The following is a 20,577-nucleotide window of genomic DNA, read 5'->3' on the forward strand; positions in this document are numbered from 1 at the left end:
AAGCAAGGTTGGGCGATTATACCCATTCCGCTCTTTTTTATCCACAACCGCCGCAAAATTTTATCCACAAATTCTATCAATGCATAAAACCCGTTGTCACACTTTAGCCAACGAAAAGTTTTTATATTGATTGACAAAAGCGGCAAATTGGAGTGTAATTCACGGTTTAATTATCTACCAATTTTTAGGAAACATCATGAAACGCACTTATCAACCTTCCGTTACCAAACGCAAACGCACCCACGGCTTCTTGGTTCGCTCCAAAACCCGCGGTGGTCGCGCAGTATTGGCTGCCCGTCGCGCCAAAGGCCGCAAACGCCTGGCTGTATAATTTTGAATTACGGCTTCTCGAAGCAGTATCGCTTATTAAAAACGGATGATTTTTCATCCGTTTTTGCGTTGAAAAACCGACGCAGCCGCGATTTGCTGCAAGTCTCCCAGTCCGCAGACAACGCGCTCGGCCATCCGCGCCTTGGCTTGGTCGTCAGCAAAAAGACCGCCAAACGCGCCCATGACCGCAATTACATGAAGCGCGTCATCCGCGACTGGTTCAGGCTGAATCAACACCAGCTGCCGCCGCATGATTTTGTTGTGCGCGTGCGTCAGGCGTTTAATCGGGAAACTGCTCCGGAAGCCCGAAACCAACTTGCCCAGCTGATGAAAAAACGCCGATGAATACCCTGCTTTCCAAGCTCCTTCTTGCACTCATCCGCTGTTACCAATACTGCATCAGCCCCCTCATTCCGCCGCGCTGCCGCTATACCCCAACCTGTTCACAATACGCAGTCGAAGCCGTCAAAAAATACGGCGCATTCAAAGGCGGATGGCTGGCAATCAAACGCATCGCACGATGCCATCCTTTCGGCGGACACGGACATGACCCTGTTCCATAATGCTGCTGTCAACCATTTAAAGAACACGATTTCCTTTAATTTCCCGTCGGTTTCTATATAATGCCGTCTGAAGCAATTTTCATCTCGATTACCTATCCGTCAATTCCAGGAATCTCTTATGGATTTTAAAAGACTAATGGCGTTTTTTGCCATTTCAGTGGCAATCTTTGCCGGCTGGGAACATTTTTTCCCCAGCCCCAAACCTAATCCGGCGCAACAAGCCGCGCAACAGCAAACGGCCGCCGCTCCGGCAAAAGCCGCTGCCGAAGCCGCGCTTGCCCCGGCCTCTCCTATTACCGTTACCACAGACACGGTTAAAGCCGTCATCGATGAGAAAAGCGGCGACCTGCGTCAGCTGACCCTCTTGCAATACAAAGCAACCGGCGACGAACACAAACCTTTCGTCCTGTTTAACGACGGCAAGGAATACACCTACGTTGCCCAATCTGAACTTTTGGACGCTCAAGGCAACAACGTTCTGAAAGGCATCAGCTTTACCGCCCCACAAAAACAATACAGTTTGGAAGGCGACAAAGTTGAAGTCCGCCTGAGCGCACCTGAAACCAACGGCCTGAAAATCGACAAAGTTTATACTTTTACCAAAGGCAGCTACTTGGTTAACATCCGCTTTGACATTACCAACAGCAACGGCCAACCTGTCAACCTGAGCGCGGACTACCGCATCGTACGCGACAACAGCGAACCCGAAGGTCAAGGCTACTTCACCCGCTCTTACGTCGGCCCGGTGGTTTACACCCCTGAAGGCGACTTCCAAAAAGTCAGCTTCTCTGATTTGGACGACGATGCCAAATCCGGCAAATCCGAAGCCGAATACATCCGCAAAACCCCGACCGGCTGGCTCGGCATGATTGAACACCACTTCATGTCCACCTGGATTCTCCAACCTAAAGGCGGACAAAGCGTTTGCGCCGCTGGCGACTGCCGTATCGACATCAAACGCCGCAATGACAACCTGTACAGTGCAAGCGTCAGCGTGCCTTTAGCCGCGATCCAAGCCGGCGCAAAAGCCGAAACCGCCATCAACCTGTATGCCGGCCCGCAAACCACTTCCGTTATCGCCAATATCGCCGACAAACTGCAACTGGCCAAAGACTACGGCAAAGTACACTGGTTCGCCTCTCCCCTCTTCTGGCTCTTGAACCAACTGCACAACATCATCGGCAACTGGGGCTGGGCAATCATCGTTTTGACCATCATCGTCAAAGCCGTACTGTATCCATTGACCAACGCCTCTTACCGCTCTATGGCAAAAATGCGTGCTGCCGCACCTAAATTGCAAGCCATCAAAGAGAAATACGGCGATGACCGCATGGCGCAACAACAAGCCATGATGCAGCTTTATAAAGACGAGAAAATCAATCCGCTGGGCGGCTGTCTGCCTATGCTGTTGCAAATCCCCGTCTTCATCGGTCTGTACTGGGCATTGTTCGCTTCCGTAGAATTGCGCCAAGCGCCTTGGCTGGGTTGGATTACCGACTTGAGCCGTCCAGATCCTTTCTACATCCTGCCTTTGATCATGGCGGTAACCATGTTTGCACAAACTTACCTAAATCCGCCGTCAACCGACCCAATGCAGGCGAAAATGATGAAAATCATGCCTTTGGTTTTCTCCATCATGTTCTTCTTCTTCCCTGCCGGTTTGGTTCTGTACTGGGTAGTCAACAACCTCTTGACCATCGCCCAACAATGGCACATCAACCGCAGCATCGAAAAACAACGCGCCCAAGGCGAAGTCGTTTCTTGATAAAAGCTTAGGCAACACAAAGGCCGTCTGTTGTTCAGACGGCCTTTTTTTATTTCCTCAAACAAATACAGTTTAAGATTGAACCCAATCCAGTTTTAAGCGGCGTGCAACACAAAAATCGTCGGGCGTTTTTTCAAATTCGGCATTTCTTTTCTTTTTCGCCACTGCGCAATCGTCTGGCTGATGATTTCCTGTGTCGGCAAGGTCAAGTCCGTAGCCACACATAAGCGCGTTTCAGGGTGCAGGTTTTCTACTGCATCAGCCAACAACGCATCGTTGCGATACGGCGTTTCGATAAACAGCTGCGTTTCATTCTGCTGGCGCGAACGTTGCTCCAAAGCCTTCAAACCCTGAATCCGCTCATTTTTTTCAGACGGAAGATAACCCTTAAACGCAAAGTTCTGACCATTTGCACCCGAAGCCATCAGCGCCAGCAACAAACTGGACGGGCCGACCAAAGGCCGTACTTCAAAACCGTGTTTATGCGCCAATGCCACCAAATTCGCACCCGGATCGGCAACAGCCGGACAACCCGCCTCGCTGACAATGCCCATACTGCGTCCCTCTTGCAAAGGTTTCAGCAGTTCCGGCAAAGTCTTCAAATCCGTGTGTTCATTCAGCGTTTGCAGATTCAGCTCGCGGATAGGCGTAGTCACACCCAAATGCTTCAAATGCGCGCGCGCTGTTTTTTCCGCTTCCACAACAAAATCCGTCAGCCCGACAATCGCCTGTTGTTCATGCGGCAACAGGCATGGCGTATCAGGCGCACCCAAAGGGGTAGGAATCAAATACAAAATCGGTTTCATTCTTGCAACTCCAAAAAATCTCAGGTCGTCTGAATATATTCAGACGGCCTCAAACTATAAAACTTCCACACCTTCGTTTTTCAAAAAATCAATCAGACGGAAAATCGGAAGGCCGATCAAAGCATTCGGGTCCGTACTTTCAATCCGCTCCAACAAAGCAGCGCCCAAACCCTCGCTCTTCGCCGCACCGGCACAATAAACCGCATCCGGCTCGCGTTCCAAATATCGGCTGATTTGTTCCTGCGTCAACTGGCGCATGGCAACCACCGTATGATCGACATGATGCTGAACCTTGCCCGTAGCAGTATTCAAAAGCACGATTGCGCTGTAAAATTCAATCCGTTTTCCACTCAAGTCTGCCAGCATCTGTTGTGCATTTGCGACGTTCATCGGCTTGCCCAACTGCCGTCCTTCGCACCATGCGACTTGGTCTGCACCGATAATCAGCGCGGCAGGAAAAGTTGCCGCCAATGAACGGGCTTTGCCTTCCGCCAAACGCAGCGCCGTCTCGCGTGCATGCTCGCCCGCAATAGGCGTTTCGTCAAAATCAGGCGATGCCGTCTGAAAATCGATACCCAAACGGCGAAGCTGTCCGCAGCGGAAAACCGAACTCGACCCTAAAACCAAAGGCAGTTTTACTTCCATATTTTTACTTAAAAACATTGACGTTAGACCGCCGAAATTATATCATACTCCGTTTATGTCATACCCTAATTTGATTGACCCAGAAGTTTTCGCCGCCGAAGGGCAGAATCTGCAAGGCAGCTTCCTGCTCGAAGAATTGGATGAACGAGTCAGTTCGCACGATTATCCGGCCGACAAACAGACACGCGTGTCGTTTACGCTGCAAGGCGGTCGCGACCGTCTGCAACGTCTGTTTCTCGATTTAAACGTCAAAGCCGACATGCCCCTGATTTGCCAGCGTTGCATTACGCCCATGCCGTTTCTGCTCGATGAAACCAGCCGTATCGTCCTGTTTGCCGATGAAGAGAGTTTGGACGAAGCCATGCTTGCCGATGAGGAATTGGAAGGCATGCTGCTCGAAAAAGAGCTTGACGTGCGGACTCTGGTTGAAGACCAAATCCTGATGTCGCTCCCTTTCTCCCCTCGACACAAAGACTGCGGCAACGATGGAACACTGGACGAAGTCAATCGGGACAAACCAAACCCCTTCGCTGTTTTAGCAGGTTTGAAAAGCAGTTAATTAGGACACAGTTTATTTATCTAGGAGCTTGAAATGGCCGTTCAACAAAACAAAAAATCCCCTTCTAAACGCGGTATGCACCGTTCACACGACGCTCTGACTGCGCCTTCTCTGTCTGTTGACAGCGCAACCGGCGAAGTGCATCGTCCACACCACATTTCCCCAAACGGTATGTACCGTGGCCGTAAAGTGGTAAAAGCTAAAGGCGAATAATCTGTTCGTCTGACTGAAAAAGCCAGAATATTGCCATGCAATGACTGGCTTTTTTGCATTGCACCCTGTATTTTCCTCTTCGGAAGCACACCATGAAACGTAAAATCTGGTACACCTACGACGACATCCACCGCGTAATCAAAGGATTGGCGGAAAAAATCCAAAACTCCGGCACCAAATACGATGCCATGATTGCCATTGGCGGCGGTGGCTTTATCCCTGCCCGCATGTTGCGCTGCTTCTTGGAAATTCCGATTTACGCCGTCACCACAGCCTACTACGATAGTGATAACGAAGGTCAAGTTACCGAGGAAGTGAAAAAAGTCCAATGGCTTGATCCCGTTCCCGATGCCCTGAAAGGCAAAAACGTACTGGTCGTTGACGAAGTGGACGACAGCCGCGTTACCATGGAATTCTGCCTGAACGAATTGTTGAAAGAAGATTTCGGCACTGTCGGCGTGGCAGTATTACATGAAAAAATCAAAGCCAAAGTCGGTAAAATTCCCGAAGGCATCCCTTATTTCAGCGGCATTACCGTGGAAGACTGGTGGATCAACTATCCTTGGGACGCGCTGGACATCGACGAACACAACAAATTGGCCGCGCAAAACCAATAAATCTGGCACAACCGTCGCAACAAGCCTTTTCATCTGATTTTCAATTCAATTTCCTGAAAATCAGATGAGTGTGCTTGTCCGATTGTTTGAGGCCGTCTGAAACACACAAACCGGAGAACAACATGATTACACTGGCCGTAGATGCCATGGGCGGAGATGCAGGCCTTGCGATGACCGTCCCCGGTGCAGTGGATTTCCTGAAACAGCAATCCGACGTACATCTGATTATGGTCGGAGATGAAGCAGCAGTCCGCCAAGCATTAAGCTCGGCAGGCGCGCCTATGGACCGCATTACCGTCTGCCATGCAGCGCAAGTCGTCGAAATGGATGAAGCGCCACAATCCGCTCTGAAAAACAAAAAAGAATCATCCATGCGCATCGCCATCAACCAAGTTAAAGAAGGCAATGCGCAAGCCGCCGTATCGGCAGGCAATACCGGCGCACTGATGGCGACCGCCCGATTCGTCCTCAAGACTATTCCCGGCATTGAGCGCCCTGCCATCGCCAAATTCCTGCCTTCCGACAGCGAACACGTTACCCTGGCTTTGGATTTGGGTGCAAATGTCGATTGCACGCCAGAACAACTGGTTCAATTTGCCATCATCGGCAGCGAGCTGGTACACGCTCTACACCCCGAAAAAGGCAGCCCGCGCGTCGCCCTTTTGAACGTCGGCACAGAAGACATCAAGGGTACGGATGCCGTCAAACAAACCTTTAAACTGTTGAGCAGCAGCAAACTCAACTTTATCGGCAATATCGAAAGCAACAGCGTTTTGTATGGCGAAGCCGATGTCGTTGTCGCAGACGGATTTGTCGGCAACGTTATGCTCAAAACCATCGAAGGCGCAGTTAAATTCATGAGTGGTGCCATCCGCCGTGAATTCCAAAGCACTCTGTTCAACAAACTTGCCGCCATTGCTGCCCTGCCCGCGCTCAAAGGTTTGAAAGGCAAATTGGATCCGCGCAAATTTAACGGCGCAATCCTGCTTGGCTTACGCGGTATCGTGATTAAGAGCCACGGCGGAACCGATGAAGTCGGCTTCCGTTATGCTTTGGAAGAAGCCTATCACGAAGCCAAATCTGCCGGCCTCGCTCAAATCGAACAAGGCGTAGCCACCCAGTTGGCTGCTTTGGAAGCCGCCAAAGCAGCAGCCGAACTGGAAGAAACCGCTACTCCAGCAACGGAAGCTTAAGGCTGATATACACAGGCCGTCTGAAACTTCAAAATGTTCAGACGGCCTGTTTTTATCTTTGATTACCGGCTTCATTCTTAATATTGGGAATTTTCCCATTTTCGCTTACAATACCCGACTATCTGAATCAACTCTCTAAAAAGGCCGTTCTCATGCAATATGCCAAAATTTCCGGTACAGGCAGCTACCTTCCTGCCAACCGCGTCAGCAATGACGACCTTGCCAAAAAAGTGGACACTTCCGACGAGTGGATTACCACGCGTACAGGTATCAAATTTCGCCATATTGCAGACGACAGCGAAAAAACCAGCGACTTGGCCACAGAGTCAGCGCGCCGCGCCTTGGCAGATGCAGATTTGCAGGCTGACGATATCGATCTGATTATCGTCGCCACAGCTACTCCCGATATGCAGTTCCCTTCTACGGCAACCATCGTGCAGCAAAAATTAGGCATTGCCAATGGCTGCCCTGCCTTTGACGTACAAGCCGTGTGCGCCGGTTTTATGTATGCCCTGACCACTGCCAATGCCTACATCAAAAGCGGCATGGCGAAAAACGCTTTGGTTATCGGCGCGGAAACCTTCAGCCGCATCGTCGATTGGAACGACCGCACCACCTGCGTCCTCTTTGGTGACGGCGCGGGCGCGGTTGTCTTAAGCGCATCTGACGAACCGGGCATCGTCCACAGCAAACTCAAAGCCGACGGCAACTACCTCAACCTTTTGAACGTCCCCGGACAAATCGCCAACGGCCAGGTTTGCGGTTCGCCCTACATCAGCATGGACGGCCCCGGCGTATTCAAGTTTGCCGTCAAAATGCTGGCAAAAATTGCAGATGACGTCATCGAAGAAGCCGGTTACACCGCCGATCAAATCGATTGGATTGTGCCGCACCAAGCCAACAAGCGCATTATCGACTCTACCGCCAAACACTTGGGCTTGAGCATGGACAAAGTGATCTTGACCGTCCAAGACCACGGCAACACTTCCGCCGCCTCCATTCCGCTGGCACTGGATGTCGGTATTAAAAACGGCCAAATCAAACGCGGACAAAACCTCTTACTCGAAGGCATCGGCGGCGGTTTTGCCTGGGGTGCGGTTTTGGTGAAATACTAACGGTTGGGCCGTCTGAACACCCTTTTCAGACGGCCTATTCTGCTCAAACCCATGAAATCCCTAACGTTTGCATTCTGCATCAGCAGCCTGTTTTTAAGCATAACGGCTGTGATATTGCCCAAACTGGCAATCGCCTATCTCGCACTGAGTGCATACGTTTTCCTGCTTTACTACCTAGACAAACAGCGCGCACGCAACCACGGCAGACGCATACCCGAAGCAAAATTACACCTGCTCAACCTGCTTGGCAGCTGGCCGGGCGGTTATTGCGGCAGCCTCGCATTCAGGCATAAAACCAGCAAACCCGGATTTGTCCGCACCTTCCGGCTGACCGCTGCAACCAATACTGTCGCCACCCTCCTTCTGCTGGTAGACACTCTCAAACATTCAAACCAATAAGGAATTACCATGTCTTTCGCATTCTTCTTCCCCGGACAAGGCTCACAAAGCCTAGGCATGATGAACGGCTTTGCCGAGCAAGCCATCGTTAAAGCCACATTTGACGAAGCTTCCGCCGTATTGGGTCAAGACCTGTGGGCAATGATTAACGGCGAAGATGCCGAATTAATCGGACAAACCGTCAACACCCAACCCATCATGCTGGCTGCCGGCATTGCTACCTACCGCGCCTACTTGGAAGTCGGCGGTAAAACCCCTTCAGTCGTTGCAGGCCACAGCCTCGGCGAATACACCGCGCTCGTCGCTGCCGGCGCATTGGATTTCACAGACGCGGTCAAACTGGTCCGCCTGCGCGCCGGACTCATGCAATCTGCCGTACCACAAGGCGTAGGCACAATGGCCGCTATTTTGGGTTTGGAAGACGAACAAGTAAAAGCCATTTGTGCCGAAGCTGCACAAGGCGAAGTCGTTGAAGCCGTCAACTTCAACTCCCCAGGCCAAGTCGTGATTGCCGGCAATACCGCCGCAGTCGAACGCGCCATGGCCGCCGCCAAAGAAGCCGGAGCCAAACGTGCCCTGCCGCTGCCTGTTTCCGTTCCCTCACATTGCAGCCTCATGAAGCCTGCAGCGGAAAAACTTGCCGAAGCATTGAAAGACATCACCATCAAACAACCGCAAATCCGCGTCATTCATAACGCCGACGTTGCCTCTTACGATGATGCCGACAAAATCAAAGATGCCTTGGTACGCCAACTGTACAGCCCGGTGCGCTGGACAGAAACCGTCAACGTGCTTGTTTCCGAAGGCATCACCGAATCCGCCGAATGCGGCCCCGGCAAAGTCCTCGCTGGCCTCGCCAAACGCATCAATAAAGAAGCTGCGTGCAGCGCATTGACCAATGCCGACCAAGTGGCTACATTTATCGAAGCCCACTAAAACGTTTTTAGACGGCCTTCCTCAAAAAGGCCGTCTTTAATTCTTGAATATAAACCAGTAAAATAACAACAAAAAAGATGGGGAAGAAATCCTAAATCAGAAAATATAGGCATTTACAAGAAGATTCATCTTAATAACCGTTTTTAATGCATATTTCAAACTAAGTAACTTTGCCAGACTCCTGCCTGAATGAATATAAATATCAAAATTGTAAATACTGGAATTAAGTCGCCTAACTTATTGGCAACTTGATTACGAAAACACCTTTAACAAGTTCTAATCAATATAAGAAATAGTTATGAGTAAAACAATATTATTTGGAATGCCTACTGTATCCGGATTGTATAAACTAATTGATAAAAATTTGAAATACCATGGTTTTAAAGTTATTAATATTACAGAAGACTTTGAAAACTTCCGTTATCCTTCTATTTCTAGTTGGCTAAAAGTAAAATGGAGTAAATTTATTTACAAAGATATATCTGCTAAAAAAAATTTGAAATGTTCAACATTACAGAATATTATTACAGAGAAAATTAAGAATATTGGCGAATTAGACTACGCTTTATTAATTAGTGGCGACATATACAATAATGATTTTATTCAATTTCTTAATAAAATAAGTCAAAATGGTGTAGTTAATTATCAATTTGACGGTTTACATCGATTTCCTTCAATTTATCCTTTAATAAATGAATTTAATAGATGTTATGTTTTTGATTCAAATGATTTATATTATTCGAAATACCATCTCTTTCCTGCAACAAATTTCTATTTTGACTATGAGCTAGATAACCTTCCCGAAAGAACAGTAGATTTCTACTTCACAGGTGTTCATATGGACTCCCGAGCAAAAGTAATTGCTAATTTTGGACGCTATGCAAAAACAAGGAATAAGAGTACTGACATAAATATATTTTGGAAAAGATACGCAGATGGCAGAAAAATATACCCTGATGAGAGCATTACACTTATTGATAAAACAATCAGCTTTGAGGAAAATATTAAACGTGCCCAACATGCGAAAGTATTAATTGACTTTGTTATTGATAAGCATAATGGCTTATCTTTTCGCACTTTCGAAGCACTAGGAAATAAACAAAAGCTGATTACCACAAATACACAAGTAAAATACTATGATTTTTATCACCCTAATAATTTCCTAGTTTGGGATGGATATGATTTTGCACAACTAGATGAGTTTTTAGCAAAACCCTACGTTGATATTGATGAGAAAATTCGACAAAAGTACAGTTTTAAAAATTGGATTAGTTATATACTACAAATTCAACCATATAAAGAAATAAAGCTTCCAAATCCAATAGAAGATATAAAAGTCAAACCATAATGATAGGCCCATATAAAAAATCAAAAACTTACTATCATATTTTGAGATAAATGTCTTTTAAATTTCTATTAACATGGAAATTAAACTTATAATTTAACTGAAAATTAAAAACAGGGCGAAAATGCATAAACATCAACCTCTTATATCCATTATTATTCCATGCTATAACTCAGCTAATTACATTAAGGAAACTTTATTAAGTATTTATCACCAGTCTTATCAAAACTTTGAAATTATAGCTATTGATGATGGTTCAAACGACAATACCTTAGAAATTCTATATGAAGAAGCAAAAAAAGAATCTAGATTAAAAGTACTTTCACAAGAAAATACTTACTGCGTCAAAGCTCGTATTCATGCTATTCAATATGCCCGTGGCGATTACCTTGTTTGTCTAGATTCAGATGATCTTTTGGGAATAGACTATTTGAAAGTATGTGTAGATGCAGCTGAAGCTGATAAGAAATTAGCAATTGTATATACTGATGCCTTTCTTTTTGGCGCGAGAAATGAACCATGGAAGTTACCTAAATTTGCCTTACCAGACTTTTTACTGCAGAACTGCATTTATATTACCGCCTTAATACGAAAAAAAGATTACGATGCAGTGGGTGGCTTTGATAGCAACATGACTTTTATTGAAGATTGGGAACTGTTTATTTCCATCATTAAAAATGGTGGGAAAGTCAAACAAATTCATCAACCTTTATTTTACTACCGACAACGACTCGACGAATCATCAGTGAGTAATTTAGCCTCTGATATAAAAGTCTCAGACAACCTACTAAAAATTTATAACAAACACTATGATTTTTACAAAGAAAACGGGATTTTTCTACAACTTTTAACTTCATACACACTAAAACAATATGAATTAAAACGAAAAAAATATAACAATCCTTTGAGAAAATATTTTTATAAATGGTTCAACCCTAGAAGATATCAAAAAATCCAACCCTACTTGGAGTAGTAGCTAATGAGACGAATATTAAAAAAAATATTTCATACTTGGAAAATACAACGTCAGCTTCAAGCAAATTATCGTTTCATTTCAAGTAATCCTTATATATATAAGTCAGAAAACTATCCAGATAGTTTTCTAAGTAAGGTTATTAAGCAAACAACATTCATAATTGACAAGGATCCCGTTCCTAGAAAAATTTACACTTTTTGGACTGGTAACAATCCAATGTCAGAATCCCGTCAATCGCATTTCGAGCTCCTGAAACTAGTTGCAGGAGTAGAAGTGGTATTGATTACTCCAAATAATTTATCAGAATATATTTTACCTGAGTATCCACTGCACCACGCATTCAAATACTTATCCTTAGTACATAAAGCTGATTATCTACGTTGCTATTTTATGCATCATTACGGTGGAGGTTATAGTGATATTAAAGCTGCTCAATACAATTGGAGTCCTGTTTTTGACACTTTAGATTGTAGTAATGCATATTTTATTGGCTATCCTGAGATTAAAGCAGAAGACTTAGCACCTGTTGAAGGCAAGATTGGCGAAGATATGCAATGTTATTTTAGTATCATAGCTGGAAATTGCGCCTATATTTTTCGCAAACAAACCCCTTTTACTCAAGAATGGTACAACGAACTATTAAATAGAATGGATAATTACGCTGAGCAACTGGAGAATAATCCTGGTAACGTTCTAGGTAATAACCCCGGATACCCTATCCCTTGGACAAATATATTAGGAGATATATTTCACCCTTTATGCTTGAAATATACTGATAAAATTCTCCTTGATAATACTTTACGTCCAAATTTGGAAAACTATCGTTAAATTAATAGTGTGGTTAACATCCAAACATTTAACTACTATTTATACAGCATGTGATATAAATAGTATCAAAAAGGAAACAGCATGAGTACACAAGATTTGAGCGGCAAAATCTCTTTGGTAACCGGCGCTTCTCGCGGTATTGGTGCGGCGATTGCCGATACTTTGGCGGCGGCCGGTGCAAAAGTTATCGGCACGGCTACCAGTGAGAGCGGTGCGGCTGCAATCGGCGAACGCTTGGCACAATGGGGCGGCGAAGGCCGTGCATTGAATTCTGCCGAGCCTGAAACCATCGAAAACCTGATTGCCGACATCGAGAAAGAATTCGGCAAACTGGATATTCTGGTCAACAACGCCGGCATTACCCGCGACAACCTCCTGATGCGCATGAAAGAGGAAGAGTGGGACGACATCATGCAGGTCAACCTCAAATCTGTGTTCCGCGCCTCCAAAGCGGTATTGCGCGGCATGATGAAACAGCGTGCCGGCCGCATCATCAACATCACATCCGTTGTCGGCGTAATGGGCAATGCCGGTCAAACCAACTATGCAGCCGCAAAAGCAGGCTTAATCGGCTTCTCCAAATCTATGGCGCGTGAAGTCGGCAGTCGTGGCATTACCGTCAACTGCGTTGCCCCCGGCTTTATCGACACCGATATGACCCGCGCCCTGCCGGAAGAAACCCGCAAAACCTTTGAAGCGCAAACTTCTTTGGGCAAATTCGGTGAAGCGCAAGATATTGCCGATGCAGTCTTGTTCTTGGCTTCTGAGCAGGCAAAATACATTACCGGTCAGACACTTCATGTCAACGGCGGCATGTTGATGCCTTAAACCGTTTGTTTATTTAAAGGCCGTCTGAATATTTCAGACGGCCCTTTTTGTCAATCAAAACACTACTTTACATTCTATCTCGATATAATCTTAATAATCCGTTAGATAACGCTCGAAACAGTAAGTCCAAATAAGCATGATACGGGAAATCAAATCGCAGAAATAAAGTTCATTCTGTGCGTTTTTATTTGGGTTTGCTGTCGGTTTTCGACGTGTTTCAGACGGCCTATATAACAATAGCTACTTTTAACGAAAGGCCGCCCACTCTATGCACGAATTCTCCCTCGGTCCCATTGTCATTGTCCTGTTGGTTTCCGTCATTACGGTTATCTGCTGTCGCAAGTTCAACATTCCTTCCATGCTCGGTTATCTTTTGGTCGGTTTTATTGCCGGTCCGGGTATGTTCAAACTGATTCCACAAAGCCACGCCACCGACTATTTGGGTGAAATCGGCATTGTGTTCTTGATGTTCAGCATTGGTCTCGAATTCTCCCTGCCCAAACTCAAAGCCATGCGCCGCCTCGTATTCGGCTTGGGCGGTTTGCAAGTCATCATTACCATGCTCTCGATTATGGGCATTTTGATGGCAATGGGCACGCCGTTTAACTGGGCGTTTGCCACTGCGGGCGCACTGACTATGTCGTCCACCGCCATCGTCAGCCGCATTCTGTCGGAGAAAACCGAGCTGGGTCAGCCGCATGGTCAAATGGCCATGGGCGTTTTGCTGATGCAAGATATTGCCGTTGTACCGCTGATGATTCTGATTCCGGCACTGGCTGGCGGCAGCGAAGGCAACTTGTGGGTAGAGCTGGGCTTGGCCGGTTTGAAAATGTTGCTGACCTTGGGCATTTTGTTCGTTATCGGCAGCCGTGTGATGTCGCGCTGGTTCAGACTGGTTGCCAAACGCAAATCGTCCGAACTCTTCATGATCAACGTTTTGCTGGTTACTTTGGGCGTGGCCTATCTGACAGAGCTTGAAGGCCTGTCTATGGCATTGGGCGCATTCGTTGCCGGTATGCTGCTTTCCGAAACCGAATACCGTATTCAGGTGGAAGACGACATCCGTCCATTCCGCGACATCCTGTTGGGCTTCTTCTTCATTACCGTCGGTATGAAGCTCGATATTCAGGCACTGATCGGCAACTGGCAGCAAATCCTGATTTTGTTGGCAATCCTGTTGGTCTTGAAAGCACTGATCGTCTTCATCATCGCTTTACGCATGAAAAACCCTGTGGGCGACAGCCTCAAAAGTGCGCTTTATTTGGCGCAAGGCGGCGAGTTCGGCTTTGTGATGCTGGCCATTTCCAGCAAAATCAATATGGTTTCGCCCGAATTGGAACAAGCAGCCACTGCAGCCGTCTTGCTCTCCATGATTGCCGCACCATTCATTTTGGGCAGCAGCGATGCCATCGTCAGCCGCTTCGTTAAATCTGACTGGGACATGAAAGCCTTGGACTTGCACTCCATGCTGGTGGAAACCATGAGCAAATCCGAACACGTCCTGATTATCGGTTTCGGACGTGGCGGTCAATCGGTTGCCCGTGTATTGGCGCAAGAGGGTATCCCCTACTTTGCCCTTGACTTGGACATTGCCCGCGTACAAGTGGCACGCAACGCAGGCGAACCGGTTTCCTTTGGCGATGCCAAACGCCGTGAAGTCTTGGAAGCCGCCGGCTTGGGACGCGCCAAAATGGTGGTCATCACGCTGAACAATATGCACGAGACCCAACATGTTCTCGGCAACATCATGTCCATGCATCCGAGCATGCCGGTTTATGTTCGCGCCACCAATGATGATTACGTCAAAACCTTTACCGAAATGGGTGCGGAAGAAACCGTCTCCGATACCAAAGAAACCAGCCTGGTGCTGGCAAGCTATGCCATGTTGGGCCACGGCCTCTCTTACAACCATGTTTATCAAACCATAACCCACATCCGTCACAGCCGCTATGCATCATTGCAAGACTTGTTTGTCGGCAGTGATGATGACAGCTTCTCCGACGAGGACAGCAAGGCCGTCTGCCGCCATGCCTTCCCATTGCAAGGCGAAGCACACGCCATCGGCAAAACCATCCGTGAATTGCCATTGGCAGCGCATTATCTGAAACTATTGTTTATCCGCCGCAATACCGGAAAAATCCAGGACCTTGACCCTGATTTCGTTCTGGAAACCGGCGACATTTTGGTTGTCGCAGGCAAACAGGAAGAAATTATTTCCTTTGAAAACTGGTGCTTGCAGGGAGATATCTAATTATCGGCAAATAAATCTTGCGCGCATCAGGATTTTTTGGTTTAATAGCGTCTTCGCAATTTTTCGCATGGGTGATTAGCTCAGTTGGTAGAGCGTCTGCCTTACAAGCAGAATGTCGGCGGTTCGACTCCGTCATCACCCACCACTTTCCTTTTCATTGTCTCTGGCAATGGATGCGCGGTGGTAGCTCAGTTGGTTAGAGTACCGGCCTGTCACGCCGGGGGTCGCGGGTTCGAGCCCCGTCCGCCGCGCCATTATTTAGAAATGCTGATTCCTCAGTATCTCCCTTTTTCGGGTGATTAGCTCAGTTGGTAGAGCGTCTGCCTTACAAGCAGAATGTCGGCGGTTCGACTCCGTCATCACCCACCAAGTTTCCTTTCATTGTCTTTGACAGTGGATGCGCGGTGGTAGCTCAGTTGGTTAGAGTACCGGCCTGTCACGCCGGGGGTCGCGGGTTCGAGCCCCGTCCGCCGCGCCATCAAGTTAAAAATAAAAATACCGGTTTTTACCGGTATTTTTTTGTCTGTACCCTATGCCTTTTATACAAAGTCCAGCTTTAGATAATATAAAACAGGACAATAAGGCTGAAAAAAATATGGTTTCAATCCTGAAAGAGCATCCATCTCAAGCTGATTCACACCAAACGCTTATTTATCAAATCCCTAAATCATCTTCCAAAATAGACATCAATACTTGCCTCCCCTTCTTACACAAAGGCCGTCTGAAAACGTCAATACATTTTCAGACGGCCCTTTTTAGCTTATCAAGCCTGATACCTGATCATACAGGAAGCTTTAGCATCAATCCAATGTTCACCACCGGGCTGTACAATTTTAGACACCAGCTTATCCAAGTCGCGTAAATAATCGGTTGATTTTTGGCTGTTGATAATGACGACAACCAGCAACGGCTTTTCGCCCAACCAATACCCTGCCAGTGCGCGGACATCTTTAAGCGTACCGGTTTTGAGGCGCAGGTTTTCACCGGGCTGTTTCAAGCGTGTTTTAAGCGTGCCGTCTTTACCGGCAATCGGCAGCGTACTGATAAACTCGTTTTTAAACGGGCTGAAGTAGGCTTTTTCCAACATTTGCGCCATCATGCGCGCATTGAGCCGTTCGACACGGGACAGGCCGGAGCCGTTTTCCAACACCAGCCCTTCCGTATTGATACCGGCAACCGCCAGCTCACTTTTTACGATAGACGCGGCCTTGGCCTGCGCCAGCTTGTAATCAGACATGTTTCCGGCAAATTTAAGGAAAACCGAACGGGCAATCAGATTATTGGAATGCTTGTTCATATCGGTGAGGATATCGGTAAGCGGTTTGGATAGATGACTTGCCAACACATGCGCATCATGAGGCGCGACACCTGTCGTCAGGCCGTCTGAAACCGTACCGCCTTGTTGTTGCCATTGGTTCACAAAACTTTTGCCGACATATTCTTTCATGCTGTACATATTCAGATACAGCTCTTGACCCAAGCAGCTTTCCGGCAGCTTGCCCGACACGGTCAGCGTATTGTTTTTATAGGAAGTCTTCATGTGGTTTTTTAAAACACTGCACTTCCCTGCTTTATTCTCAAGCGTCAATTTGTTTTGAATATTCAGATTCGGCAGCGGCGGATTGGTACGGATGACCAAGTTTCCGTCTTCCCCTTTTTCAGCACGGAGTTCAACGGTTTTATACGCCAACATATTGGGATCGGGCGGCGTCATAAAGCTTTCGGCAGAATCGGAAGCAAAATCATCCGGATTCTTCACATCGCCCCACAGGCTGCGGTCGAGTATCAGATGTCCGTCAATATGGCGTATGCCCTTATCGCGCATCTGTTGCTGCATTTGCACCAGATCATGCTGGTTAAACACGGGATCGCCGCTCCCCACCCAATACACGTTGCCTTTCAACGTATCGCCTTTGATTGGGCCGTTGGTTTTAAACTCCGTTTTCCAACGATAATCGCCGCCCAGCATACGAAATGCGGTAAACGCCGTTACCAGCTTCATCGTCGAAGCAGGATTGCGCAATTCATCGGCACGGTGTTCGGCAATCACTTTGCCGCTGTCCAATTCCTGCACATAAACGGAAATTTCATTTTCAGGAATACGCCCGAAATCCAAAGCCCATGACGGACAAACCGCCATCATCAGGCCAACTGATAAAATACTTTTCAACTTCATTGTGTTACAAAAATCTTATAAATTCTTACAAGGTACTTAGGCCGTCTGCACGTTTCAGACGGCCTTTTATTTATTTCTGATGCGCTTTCAAACGCAAAGCAAACATGACGACCACAACACCGACACCCAAAGCGCAACCCATCGCCAAATGGATACCGTCCAGCATTGCCTGTTGCGGCATATCTGCGCTGGAAAGTCTCTCTCCAATATTGGTCGCACCGACGAAAAACGCCGCACCGATGGCACCGGCAATCGGGTTGATGGTAGTCAGAATAGCCGCACCGTGCGGATTAAGTGTTTTCGGCAACGCGTTCAGACCATGGGTTTCACCGGTTACACAAGCAGACACGGAAAGCGCCAACAGCGTAAACATCGCCGTCAACATCACCACTTGCGTATCAATCCGTAAAAACAGCCACAATACCGCCAGCGACACCACCAGCATCACTGTTGCAGGCAAGACGACAAAACGTCCGCCCTTTTTGTCCAATAATTTGCCAAACAACGGCGCGGCAACCGCTTGGGCAATACTCGCAGGCATCAGGATCAAGCCGGTTGCCGTACCGGTCAGCATCAGCACTTGCTGCGTGTACATCGGCACCATCAATTCCAAGCCCAAGAACAGGAATACCGCACCGGCCAAAATCACAACGCAATATCCGAACTGTTTGTATTCAAACGCACGAAGGTTCAACAACGGCGTAGCCAAACGGAATTGACGGTGCGCAAACCAACCCACCAGTACAACGGAAGCGGCAAAGAGCAGGATAAATTCCAGCAGCGGCATATGGGCAAAATTACTACTCGCATAAACCAGCCCGCCGAAGCCCGCAATCGACAGCACAGCCGACAACATATCGATTTTCGGACGGCTGATGTTGCTTAAATTAACCGTCAAATATCTACCCACCAACACCATCGCCGCCAACATAAACGGCGCGGTAAAACCGAACAGCACGCGCCAATGCGTATGGTCGATAATGATGCCCGACAGCGTCGGCCCCATCGCGGGCGCGGCGGTAAACATCATGGTAATCACACCCATCGCCGTTCCGCGCCTGTTGGGAGGGAAAATCGACAATACGCCGTTAAACAGAAGCGGGACAAAGAACGCGGCAGACACTGCCTGCACCATCCGACCGACCACCAATACGCCAAACGTCGGTGCAAACGCGCAAATCAGCGATCCTGCTAAAAACGTTGCCTGCGTAAACAGCACCATTTTGCGCGTTTCAAACCATTGAATCACGCCTGCCGTAATCGGCGTAAATGCACCCATGACCAGCAAAAAGCCCGTCGTCAGCCATTGAACCGTAGTCTTATCGACACCAAAATCCTTCATAATCGGCGTGAGCGCGACATTTAGCAGCGTGTCGTTGAGATAGCCGAAAAATGCGCCGATGAATAAGGTAGCGACAATGGTTTTAGCAGGAAAGTCGGGATTGTCGGCGTAGTATTCGTGTGCCGTTTCGCCCTCTTGCGAATCAGAAGCGTGCATAATAATTTGAAATATCAGCGAAACCGTTATTTTAGCATAAACCGTTTTGACAGGCCGTCTGAAACCTTGACCGCTTCCCCAGATAACACTAAAATTTAGAATCGTTTTCATTTTTATTATTAAATAGGAGAAAAACATGTCAAAGAAAGTCAGCATCTTGGTCGGCAGCCTGCGTAAAGGCTCGTTTGCACGAAAAATCGCACAAAACGTCATTTCCATGTTCCCCGAAGGCTACGAAGCGCAAATCGTCGAAATCGGCCATTTGCCTTTGTACAACTTCGACTACGACGATCCTGCCGTTACCGACTTCCCTACTCCGTCCAGCTATACCGAGTTCCGTGAAACCATCAAAGCTTCGGCCGGCGTATTGTTCGTGACTTCTGAGAACAACCGTACCGTACCGGCCTGCCTGAAAAACGCCATCGACATCGGTTCCAAACCCAATGCCGATGTTGCCTGGAAAAAAACACCGGCCGGCATCATCAGCCATTCAGTCGGCAAAATGGGCGGCTATAGCGCGCAAAAAAATCTGCGCCTTGCCCTTTCGTATTTCGATATGCCGCTGACCGGCCAGCCGGAAGTGTTCCTCGGCAACTCGCCTACCCTGTTTGACGACAACGGCCAGCTCATCGAGTCTGCGCGTGGATTTGTTCAAGGCTATATCGACCAATTGGTTGCCTTGATTGAGAAAAACCCTAAATAATCAGGATTGAAACATACAGGCCGTCTGAAAAATAAAATTTCAGACGGCCTCATCTTTTGCAAAAAATCAGTTTTTCGACAGTTCCTAAATTTTTACTAATTGAGTGCGGTTATAATCACAATCACTATCCACCCATCCTCCTGAGAACTTCCATGCGTGTATTATTGGTTGAAGACGATGCCATGATTGCCCAAGCCGTCAGTGCCAACCTGAAAGACACCGGCTACGCTGTCGATTGGGTCAGCCGCGGTTCGGAAGTAGCCGCAGCAGTGGCGGCACAAGCATACGATTTGCTGCTCTTGGATTTGGGTTTGCCCGGCAAAGACGGTTTGGACGTATTGGCGCAAATCCGCAACGGCGGCTGTACCGTTCCCGTCTTAATCGTAACCGCGCGCGACGATTTGCACAGCCGCCTCAACGGCCTGGACGGCGGCGCAGACGACTACATCGTCAAACCCTTTGACATGGCGGAACTGCAAGCCCGTATGCGCGCCGTATTGCGCCGACACGGCGGACAGGCGCAAACGCTACTGAGCAACGGCATCATCACGCTCAACCCTTCCACCCATCAGGCGGAAGTGGTCGGGCAGGAACAGGCCATCATGCTCAGCAACAAAGAATTTGCCGTCCTCCAAGCCCTGCTACTGCGTCCGGGCATGATTCTGTCGCGCAGCGATTTGGAAGATAAAATCTACGGCTGGGGTGAAGAAGTCGAAAGCAACGCCGTTGACTTCCTGATTCACGCCTTACGCAAAAAACTCGGCAAAGAAGCAATTCAAAACGTCCGCGGGGTCGGCTGGCTGGTTGCACAAAACAACCAGGCCGTCTGAA

General features: G+C 47.7%; 22 protein-coding genes and 4 tRNA genes. 22 read left to right on the forward strand and 4 right to left on the reverse strand.

Going from position 1 to position 20,577, the window contains the following annotated elements; genetic code table 11:
* Positions 1–196 precede the first annotated feature (196 nt).
* From rpmH to yidC, 4 genes are all read left to right on the forward strand, one after another.
* On the forward strand, positions 197–331 hold the full coding sequence (gene rpmH, locus HMPREF3052_RS07910; RefSeq protein ID WP_002214728.1) for a 50S ribosomal protein L34: 135 nt from the start codon (positions 197–199) through the stop codon (positions 329–331).
* Positions 332–333: 2 nt separating this feature from the next.
* Positions 334–675, forward strand: a complete 342-nt coding sequence (rnpA, locus tag HMPREF3052_RS07915; RefSeq protein ID WP_003748912.1) for a ribonuclease P protein component — start codon at positions 334–336, stop codon at positions 673–675.
* Positions 672–893 carry a membrane protein insertion efficiency factor YidD gene (gene yidD, locus HMPREF3052_RS07920; RefSeq protein ID WP_070749425.1) on the forward strand — a complete coding sequence of 74 codons (222 nt, stop codon included), beginning with the start codon at positions 672–674 and terminating at the stop codon, positions 891–893. The genes rnpA and yidD overlap by 4 nt, the downstream gene beginning before the upstream one ends.
* 118 nt (positions 894–1,011) lie before the next feature.
* Positions 1,012–2,658, forward strand: coding sequence for a membrane protein insertase YidC (yidC, locus tag HMPREF3052_RS07925; RefSeq protein ID WP_070749426.1), 1,647 nt, complete (start codon positions 1,012–1,014; stop codon positions 2,656–2,658).
* Between the two features lie 95 nt (positions 2,659–2,753).
* On the opposite strand, the gene HMPREF3052_RS07930 is transcribed toward yidC, so the two are convergent.
* Together HMPREF3052_RS07930 and HMPREF3052_RS07935 are read right to left on the reverse strand one after the other, a co-directional pair.
* Positions 2,754–3,464, reverse strand: coding sequence for an SAM-dependent methyltransferase (locus HMPREF3052_RS07930; protein WP_070749427.1), 711 nt, complete (start codon positions 3,462–3,464; stop codon positions 2,754–2,756).
* A 54-nt stretch (positions 3,465–3,518) separates the two neighbouring features.
* A complete protein-coding gene (locus HMPREF3052_RS07935) occupies positions 3,519–4,109 on the reverse strand; it encodes a Maf family protein (protein WP_070749532.1) in 591 nt (196 codons plus the stop codon).
* A gap of 55 nt (positions 4,110–4,164) precedes the next feature.
* On the opposite strand from HMPREF3052_RS07935, the gene HMPREF3052_RS07940 reads away from it, so the two are divergent.
* From HMPREF3052_RS07940 to HMPREF3052_RS08015, 16 genes are all read left to right on the forward strand, one after another.
* Positions 4,165–4,668, forward strand: a complete 504-nt coding sequence (locus tag HMPREF3052_RS07940) for a YceD family protein (protein WP_070749428.1) — start codon at positions 4,165–4,167, stop codon at positions 4,666–4,668.
* A 33-nt stretch (positions 4,669–4,701) separates the two neighbouring features.
* Positions 4,702–4,881 (forward strand): 50S ribosomal protein L32, encoded by a 180-nt coding sequence (gene rpmF, locus HMPREF3052_RS07945; protein WP_002240035.1) that lies wholly within the window; start codon positions 4,702–4,704, stop codon positions 4,879–4,881.
* Positions 4,882–4,973: 92 nt separating this feature from the next.
* The gene (locus HMPREF3052_RS07950; protein WP_003684500.1) at positions 4,974–5,498 is read left to right on the forward strand and encodes a phosphoribosyltransferase; all 525 of its coding nucleotides are present in this window, start codon (positions 4,974–4,976) and stop codon (positions 5,496–5,498) included.
* Positions 5,499–5,620: 122 nt separating this feature from the next.
* Positions 5,621–6,691 carry a phosphate acyltransferase PlsX gene (gene plsX, locus HMPREF3052_RS07955; protein ID WP_063076645.1) on the forward strand — a complete coding sequence of 357 codons (1,071 nt, stop codon included), beginning with the start codon at positions 5,621–5,623 and terminating at the stop codon, positions 6,689–6,691.
* A 152-nt stretch (positions 6,692–6,843) separates the two neighbouring features.
* Positions 6,844–7,806 carry a beta-ketoacyl-ACP synthase III gene (locus HMPREF3052_RS07960; protein WP_070749429.1) on the forward strand — a complete coding sequence of 321 codons (963 nt, stop codon included), beginning with the start codon at positions 6,844–6,846 and terminating at the stop codon, positions 7,804–7,806.
* Between the two features lie 51 nt (positions 7,807–7,857).
* Positions 7,858–8,205, forward strand: coding sequence for a DUF1294 domain-containing protein (locus tag HMPREF3052_RS07965; RefSeq protein ID WP_070749430.1), 348 nt, complete (start codon positions 7,858–7,860; stop codon positions 8,203–8,205).
* Between the two features lie 9 nt (positions 8,206–8,214).
* Positions 8,215–9,141 carry an ACP S-malonyltransferase gene (fabD, locus tag HMPREF3052_RS07970; RefSeq protein ID WP_070749431.1) on the forward strand — a complete coding sequence of 309 codons (927 nt, stop codon included), beginning with the start codon at positions 8,215–8,217 and terminating at the stop codon, positions 9,139–9,141.
* Between the two features lie 298 nt (positions 9,142–9,439).
* The gene (locus tag HMPREF3052_RS07975) at positions 9,440–10,489 is read left to right on the forward strand and encodes a WaaS/CpsH family glycosyltransferase (RefSeq protein WP_070749432.1); all 1,050 of its coding nucleotides are present in this window, start codon (positions 9,440–9,442) and stop codon (positions 10,487–10,489) included.
* 121 nt (positions 10,490–10,610) lie between these two features.
* The gene (locus HMPREF3052_RS07980) at positions 10,611–11,459 is read left to right on the forward strand and encodes a glycosyltransferase family 2 protein (RefSeq protein WP_083318812.1); all 849 of its coding nucleotides are present in this window, start codon (positions 10,611–10,613) and stop codon (positions 11,457–11,459) included.
* Between the two features lie 6 nt (positions 11,460–11,465).
* On the forward strand, positions 11,466–12,290 hold the full coding sequence (locus HMPREF3052_RS07985) for a capsular polysaccharide synthesis protein (protein ID WP_003684497.1): 825 nt from the start codon (positions 11,466–11,468) through the stop codon (positions 12,288–12,290).
* A gap of 81 nt (positions 12,291–12,371) precedes the next feature.
* A complete protein-coding gene (gene fabG, locus HMPREF3052_RS07990) occupies positions 12,372–13,118 on the forward strand; it encodes a 3-oxoacyl-ACP reductase FabG (protein WP_070749433.1) in 747 nt (248 codons plus the stop codon).
* Between the two features lie 268 nt (positions 13,119–13,386).
* The gene (locus HMPREF3052_RS07995) at positions 13,387–15,369 is read left to right on the forward strand and encodes a monovalent cation:proton antiporter family protein (RefSeq protein ID WP_070749434.1); all 1,983 of its coding nucleotides are present in this window, start codon (positions 13,387–13,389) and stop codon (positions 15,367–15,369) included.
* A gap of 69 nt (positions 15,370–15,438) precedes the next feature.
* Positions 15,439–15,514 (forward strand) — tRNA-Val (locus tag HMPREF3052_RS08000).
* 32 nt (positions 15,515–15,546) lie between these two features.
* A tRNA-Asp gene (locus HMPREF3052_RS08005) sits at positions 15,547–15,623 on the forward strand.
* Positions 15,624–15,662: 39 nt separating this feature from the next.
* Positions 15,663–15,738 (forward strand) — tRNA-Val (locus HMPREF3052_RS08010).
* Between the two features lie 32 nt (positions 15,739–15,770).
* Positions 15,771–15,847, forward strand: a tRNA-Asp gene (locus HMPREF3052_RS08015).
* Between the two features lie 285 nt (positions 15,848–16,132).
* Here the strand turns inward: HMPREF3052_RS08015 and dacB are convergent.
* A complete protein-coding gene (gene dacB, locus HMPREF3052_RS08020; protein ID WP_070749435.1) occupies positions 16,133–17,545 on the reverse strand; it encodes a D-alanyl-D-alanine carboxypeptidase/D-alanyl-D-alanine endopeptidase in 1,413 nt (470 codons plus the stop codon).
* A gap of 70 nt (positions 17,546–17,615) precedes the next feature.
* Positions 17,616–19,043 (reverse strand): MFS transporter, encoded by a 1,428-nt coding sequence (locus tag HMPREF3052_RS08025; protein ID WP_070749436.1) that lies wholly within the window; start codon positions 19,041–19,043, stop codon positions 17,616–17,618.
* A gap of 136 nt (positions 19,044–19,179) precedes the next feature.
* Here HMPREF3052_RS08025 and HMPREF3052_RS08030 point away from each other — a divergent pair, with 136 nt between their 5' ends.
* A complete protein-coding gene (locus tag HMPREF3052_RS08030; protein WP_049328898.1) occupies positions 19,180–19,746 on the forward strand; it encodes an NADPH-dependent FMN reductase in 567 nt (188 codons plus the stop codon).
* A gap of 152 nt (positions 19,747–19,898) precedes the next feature.
* Entirely contained in the window at positions 19,899–20,576 is a 678-nt protein-coding gene (locus HMPREF3052_RS08035; RefSeq protein ID WP_070460434.1) for a response regulator, read from the forward strand.
* The last annotated feature ends 1 nt before the right edge of the window (position 20,577 follow it).

The sequence above is a fragment of the Neisseria sp. HMSC056A03 genome, from assembly GCF_001815685.1.
In the GTDB taxonomy this organism is placed as follows: domain Bacteria; phylum Pseudomonadota; class Gammaproteobacteria; order Burkholderiales; family Neisseriaceae; genus Neisseria; species Neisseria subflava.

Excerpts from the sequence above, each read along its gene's own strand:
- HMPREF3052_RS07980 (WP_083318812.1), top strand. The coding sequence starts at position 10,611 with ATGCATAAACATCAACCTCTTATATCCATTATTATTCCATGCTATAAC.
- HMPREF3052_RS07985 (WP_003684497.1), top strand. The coding sequence starts at position 11,466 with ATGAGACGAATATTAAAAAAAATATTTCATACTTGGAAAATACAACGT.
- plsX (WP_063076645.1), top strand. The coding sequence starts at position 5,621 with ATGATTACACTGGCCGTAGATGCCATGGGCGGAGATGCAGGCCTTGCG.
- dacB (WP_070749435.1), bottom strand. The coding sequence starts at position 17,545 with ATGAAGTTGAAAAGTATTTTATCAGTTGGCCTGATGATGGCGGTTTGT.
- fabG (WP_070749433.1), top strand. The coding sequence starts at position 12,372 with ATGAGTACACAAGATTTGAGCGGCAAAATCTCTTTGGTAACCGGCGCT.
- HMPREF3052_RS07940 (WP_070749428.1), top strand. The coding sequence starts at position 4,165 with ATGTCATACCCTAATTTGATTGACCCAGAAGTTTTCGCCGCCGAAGGG.
- rpmF (WP_002240035.1), top strand. The coding sequence starts at position 4,702 with ATGGCCGTTCAACAAAACAAAAAATCCCCTTCTAAACGCGGTATGCAC.
- HMPREF3052_RS08025 (WP_070749436.1), bottom strand. The coding sequence starts at position 19,043 with ATGCACGCTTCTGATTCGCAAGAGGGCGAAACGGCACACGAATACTAC.
- HMPREF3052_RS08030 (WP_049328898.1), top strand. The coding sequence starts at position 19,180 with ATGTCAAAGAAAGTCAGCATCTTGGTCGGCAGCCTGCGTAAAGGCTCG.
- HMPREF3052_RS07935 (WP_070749532.1), bottom strand. The coding sequence starts at position 4,109 with ATGGAAGTAAAACTGCCTTTGGTTTTAGGGTCGAGTTCGGTTTTCCGC.
- HMPREF3052_RS08035 (WP_070460434.1), top strand. The coding sequence starts at position 19,899 with ATGCGTGTATTATTGGTTGAAGACGATGCCATGATTGCCCAAGCCGTC.
- yidC (WP_070749426.1), top strand. The coding sequence starts at position 1,012 with ATGGATTTTAAAAGACTAATGGCGTTTTTTGCCATTTCAGTGGCAATC.
- yidD (WP_070749425.1), top strand. The coding sequence starts at position 672 with ATGAATACCCTGCTTTCCAAGCTCCTTCTTGCACTCATCCGCTGTTAC.
- HMPREF3052_RS07965 (WP_070749430.1), top strand. The coding sequence starts at position 7,858 with ATGAAATCCCTAACGTTTGCATTCTGCATCAGCAGCCTGTTTTTAAGC.
- HMPREF3052_RS07960 (WP_070749429.1), top strand. The coding sequence starts at position 6,844 with ATGCAATATGCCAAAATTTCCGGTACAGGCAGCTACCTTCCTGCCAAC.
- rpmH (WP_002214728.1), top strand. The coding sequence starts at position 197 with ATGAAACGCACTTATCAACCTTCCGTTACCAAACGCAAACGCACCCAC.
- HMPREF3052_RS07995 (WP_070749434.1), top strand. The coding sequence starts at position 13,387 with ATGCACGAATTCTCCCTCGGTCCCATTGTCATTGTCCTGTTGGTTTCC.
- fabD (WP_070749431.1), top strand. The coding sequence starts at position 8,215 with ATGTCTTTCGCATTCTTCTTCCCCGGACAAGGCTCACAAAGCCTAGGC.
- HMPREF3052_RS07975 (WP_070749432.1), top strand. The coding sequence starts at position 9,440 with ATGAGTAAAACAATATTATTTGGAATGCCTACTGTATCCGGATTGTAT.
- HMPREF3052_RS07930 (WP_070749427.1), bottom strand. The coding sequence starts at position 3,464 with ATGAAACCGATTTTGTATTTGATTCCTACCCCTTTGGGTGCGCCTGAT.
- HMPREF3052_RS07950 (WP_003684500.1), top strand. The coding sequence starts at position 4,974 with ATGAAACGTAAAATCTGGTACACCTACGACGACATCCACCGCGTAATC.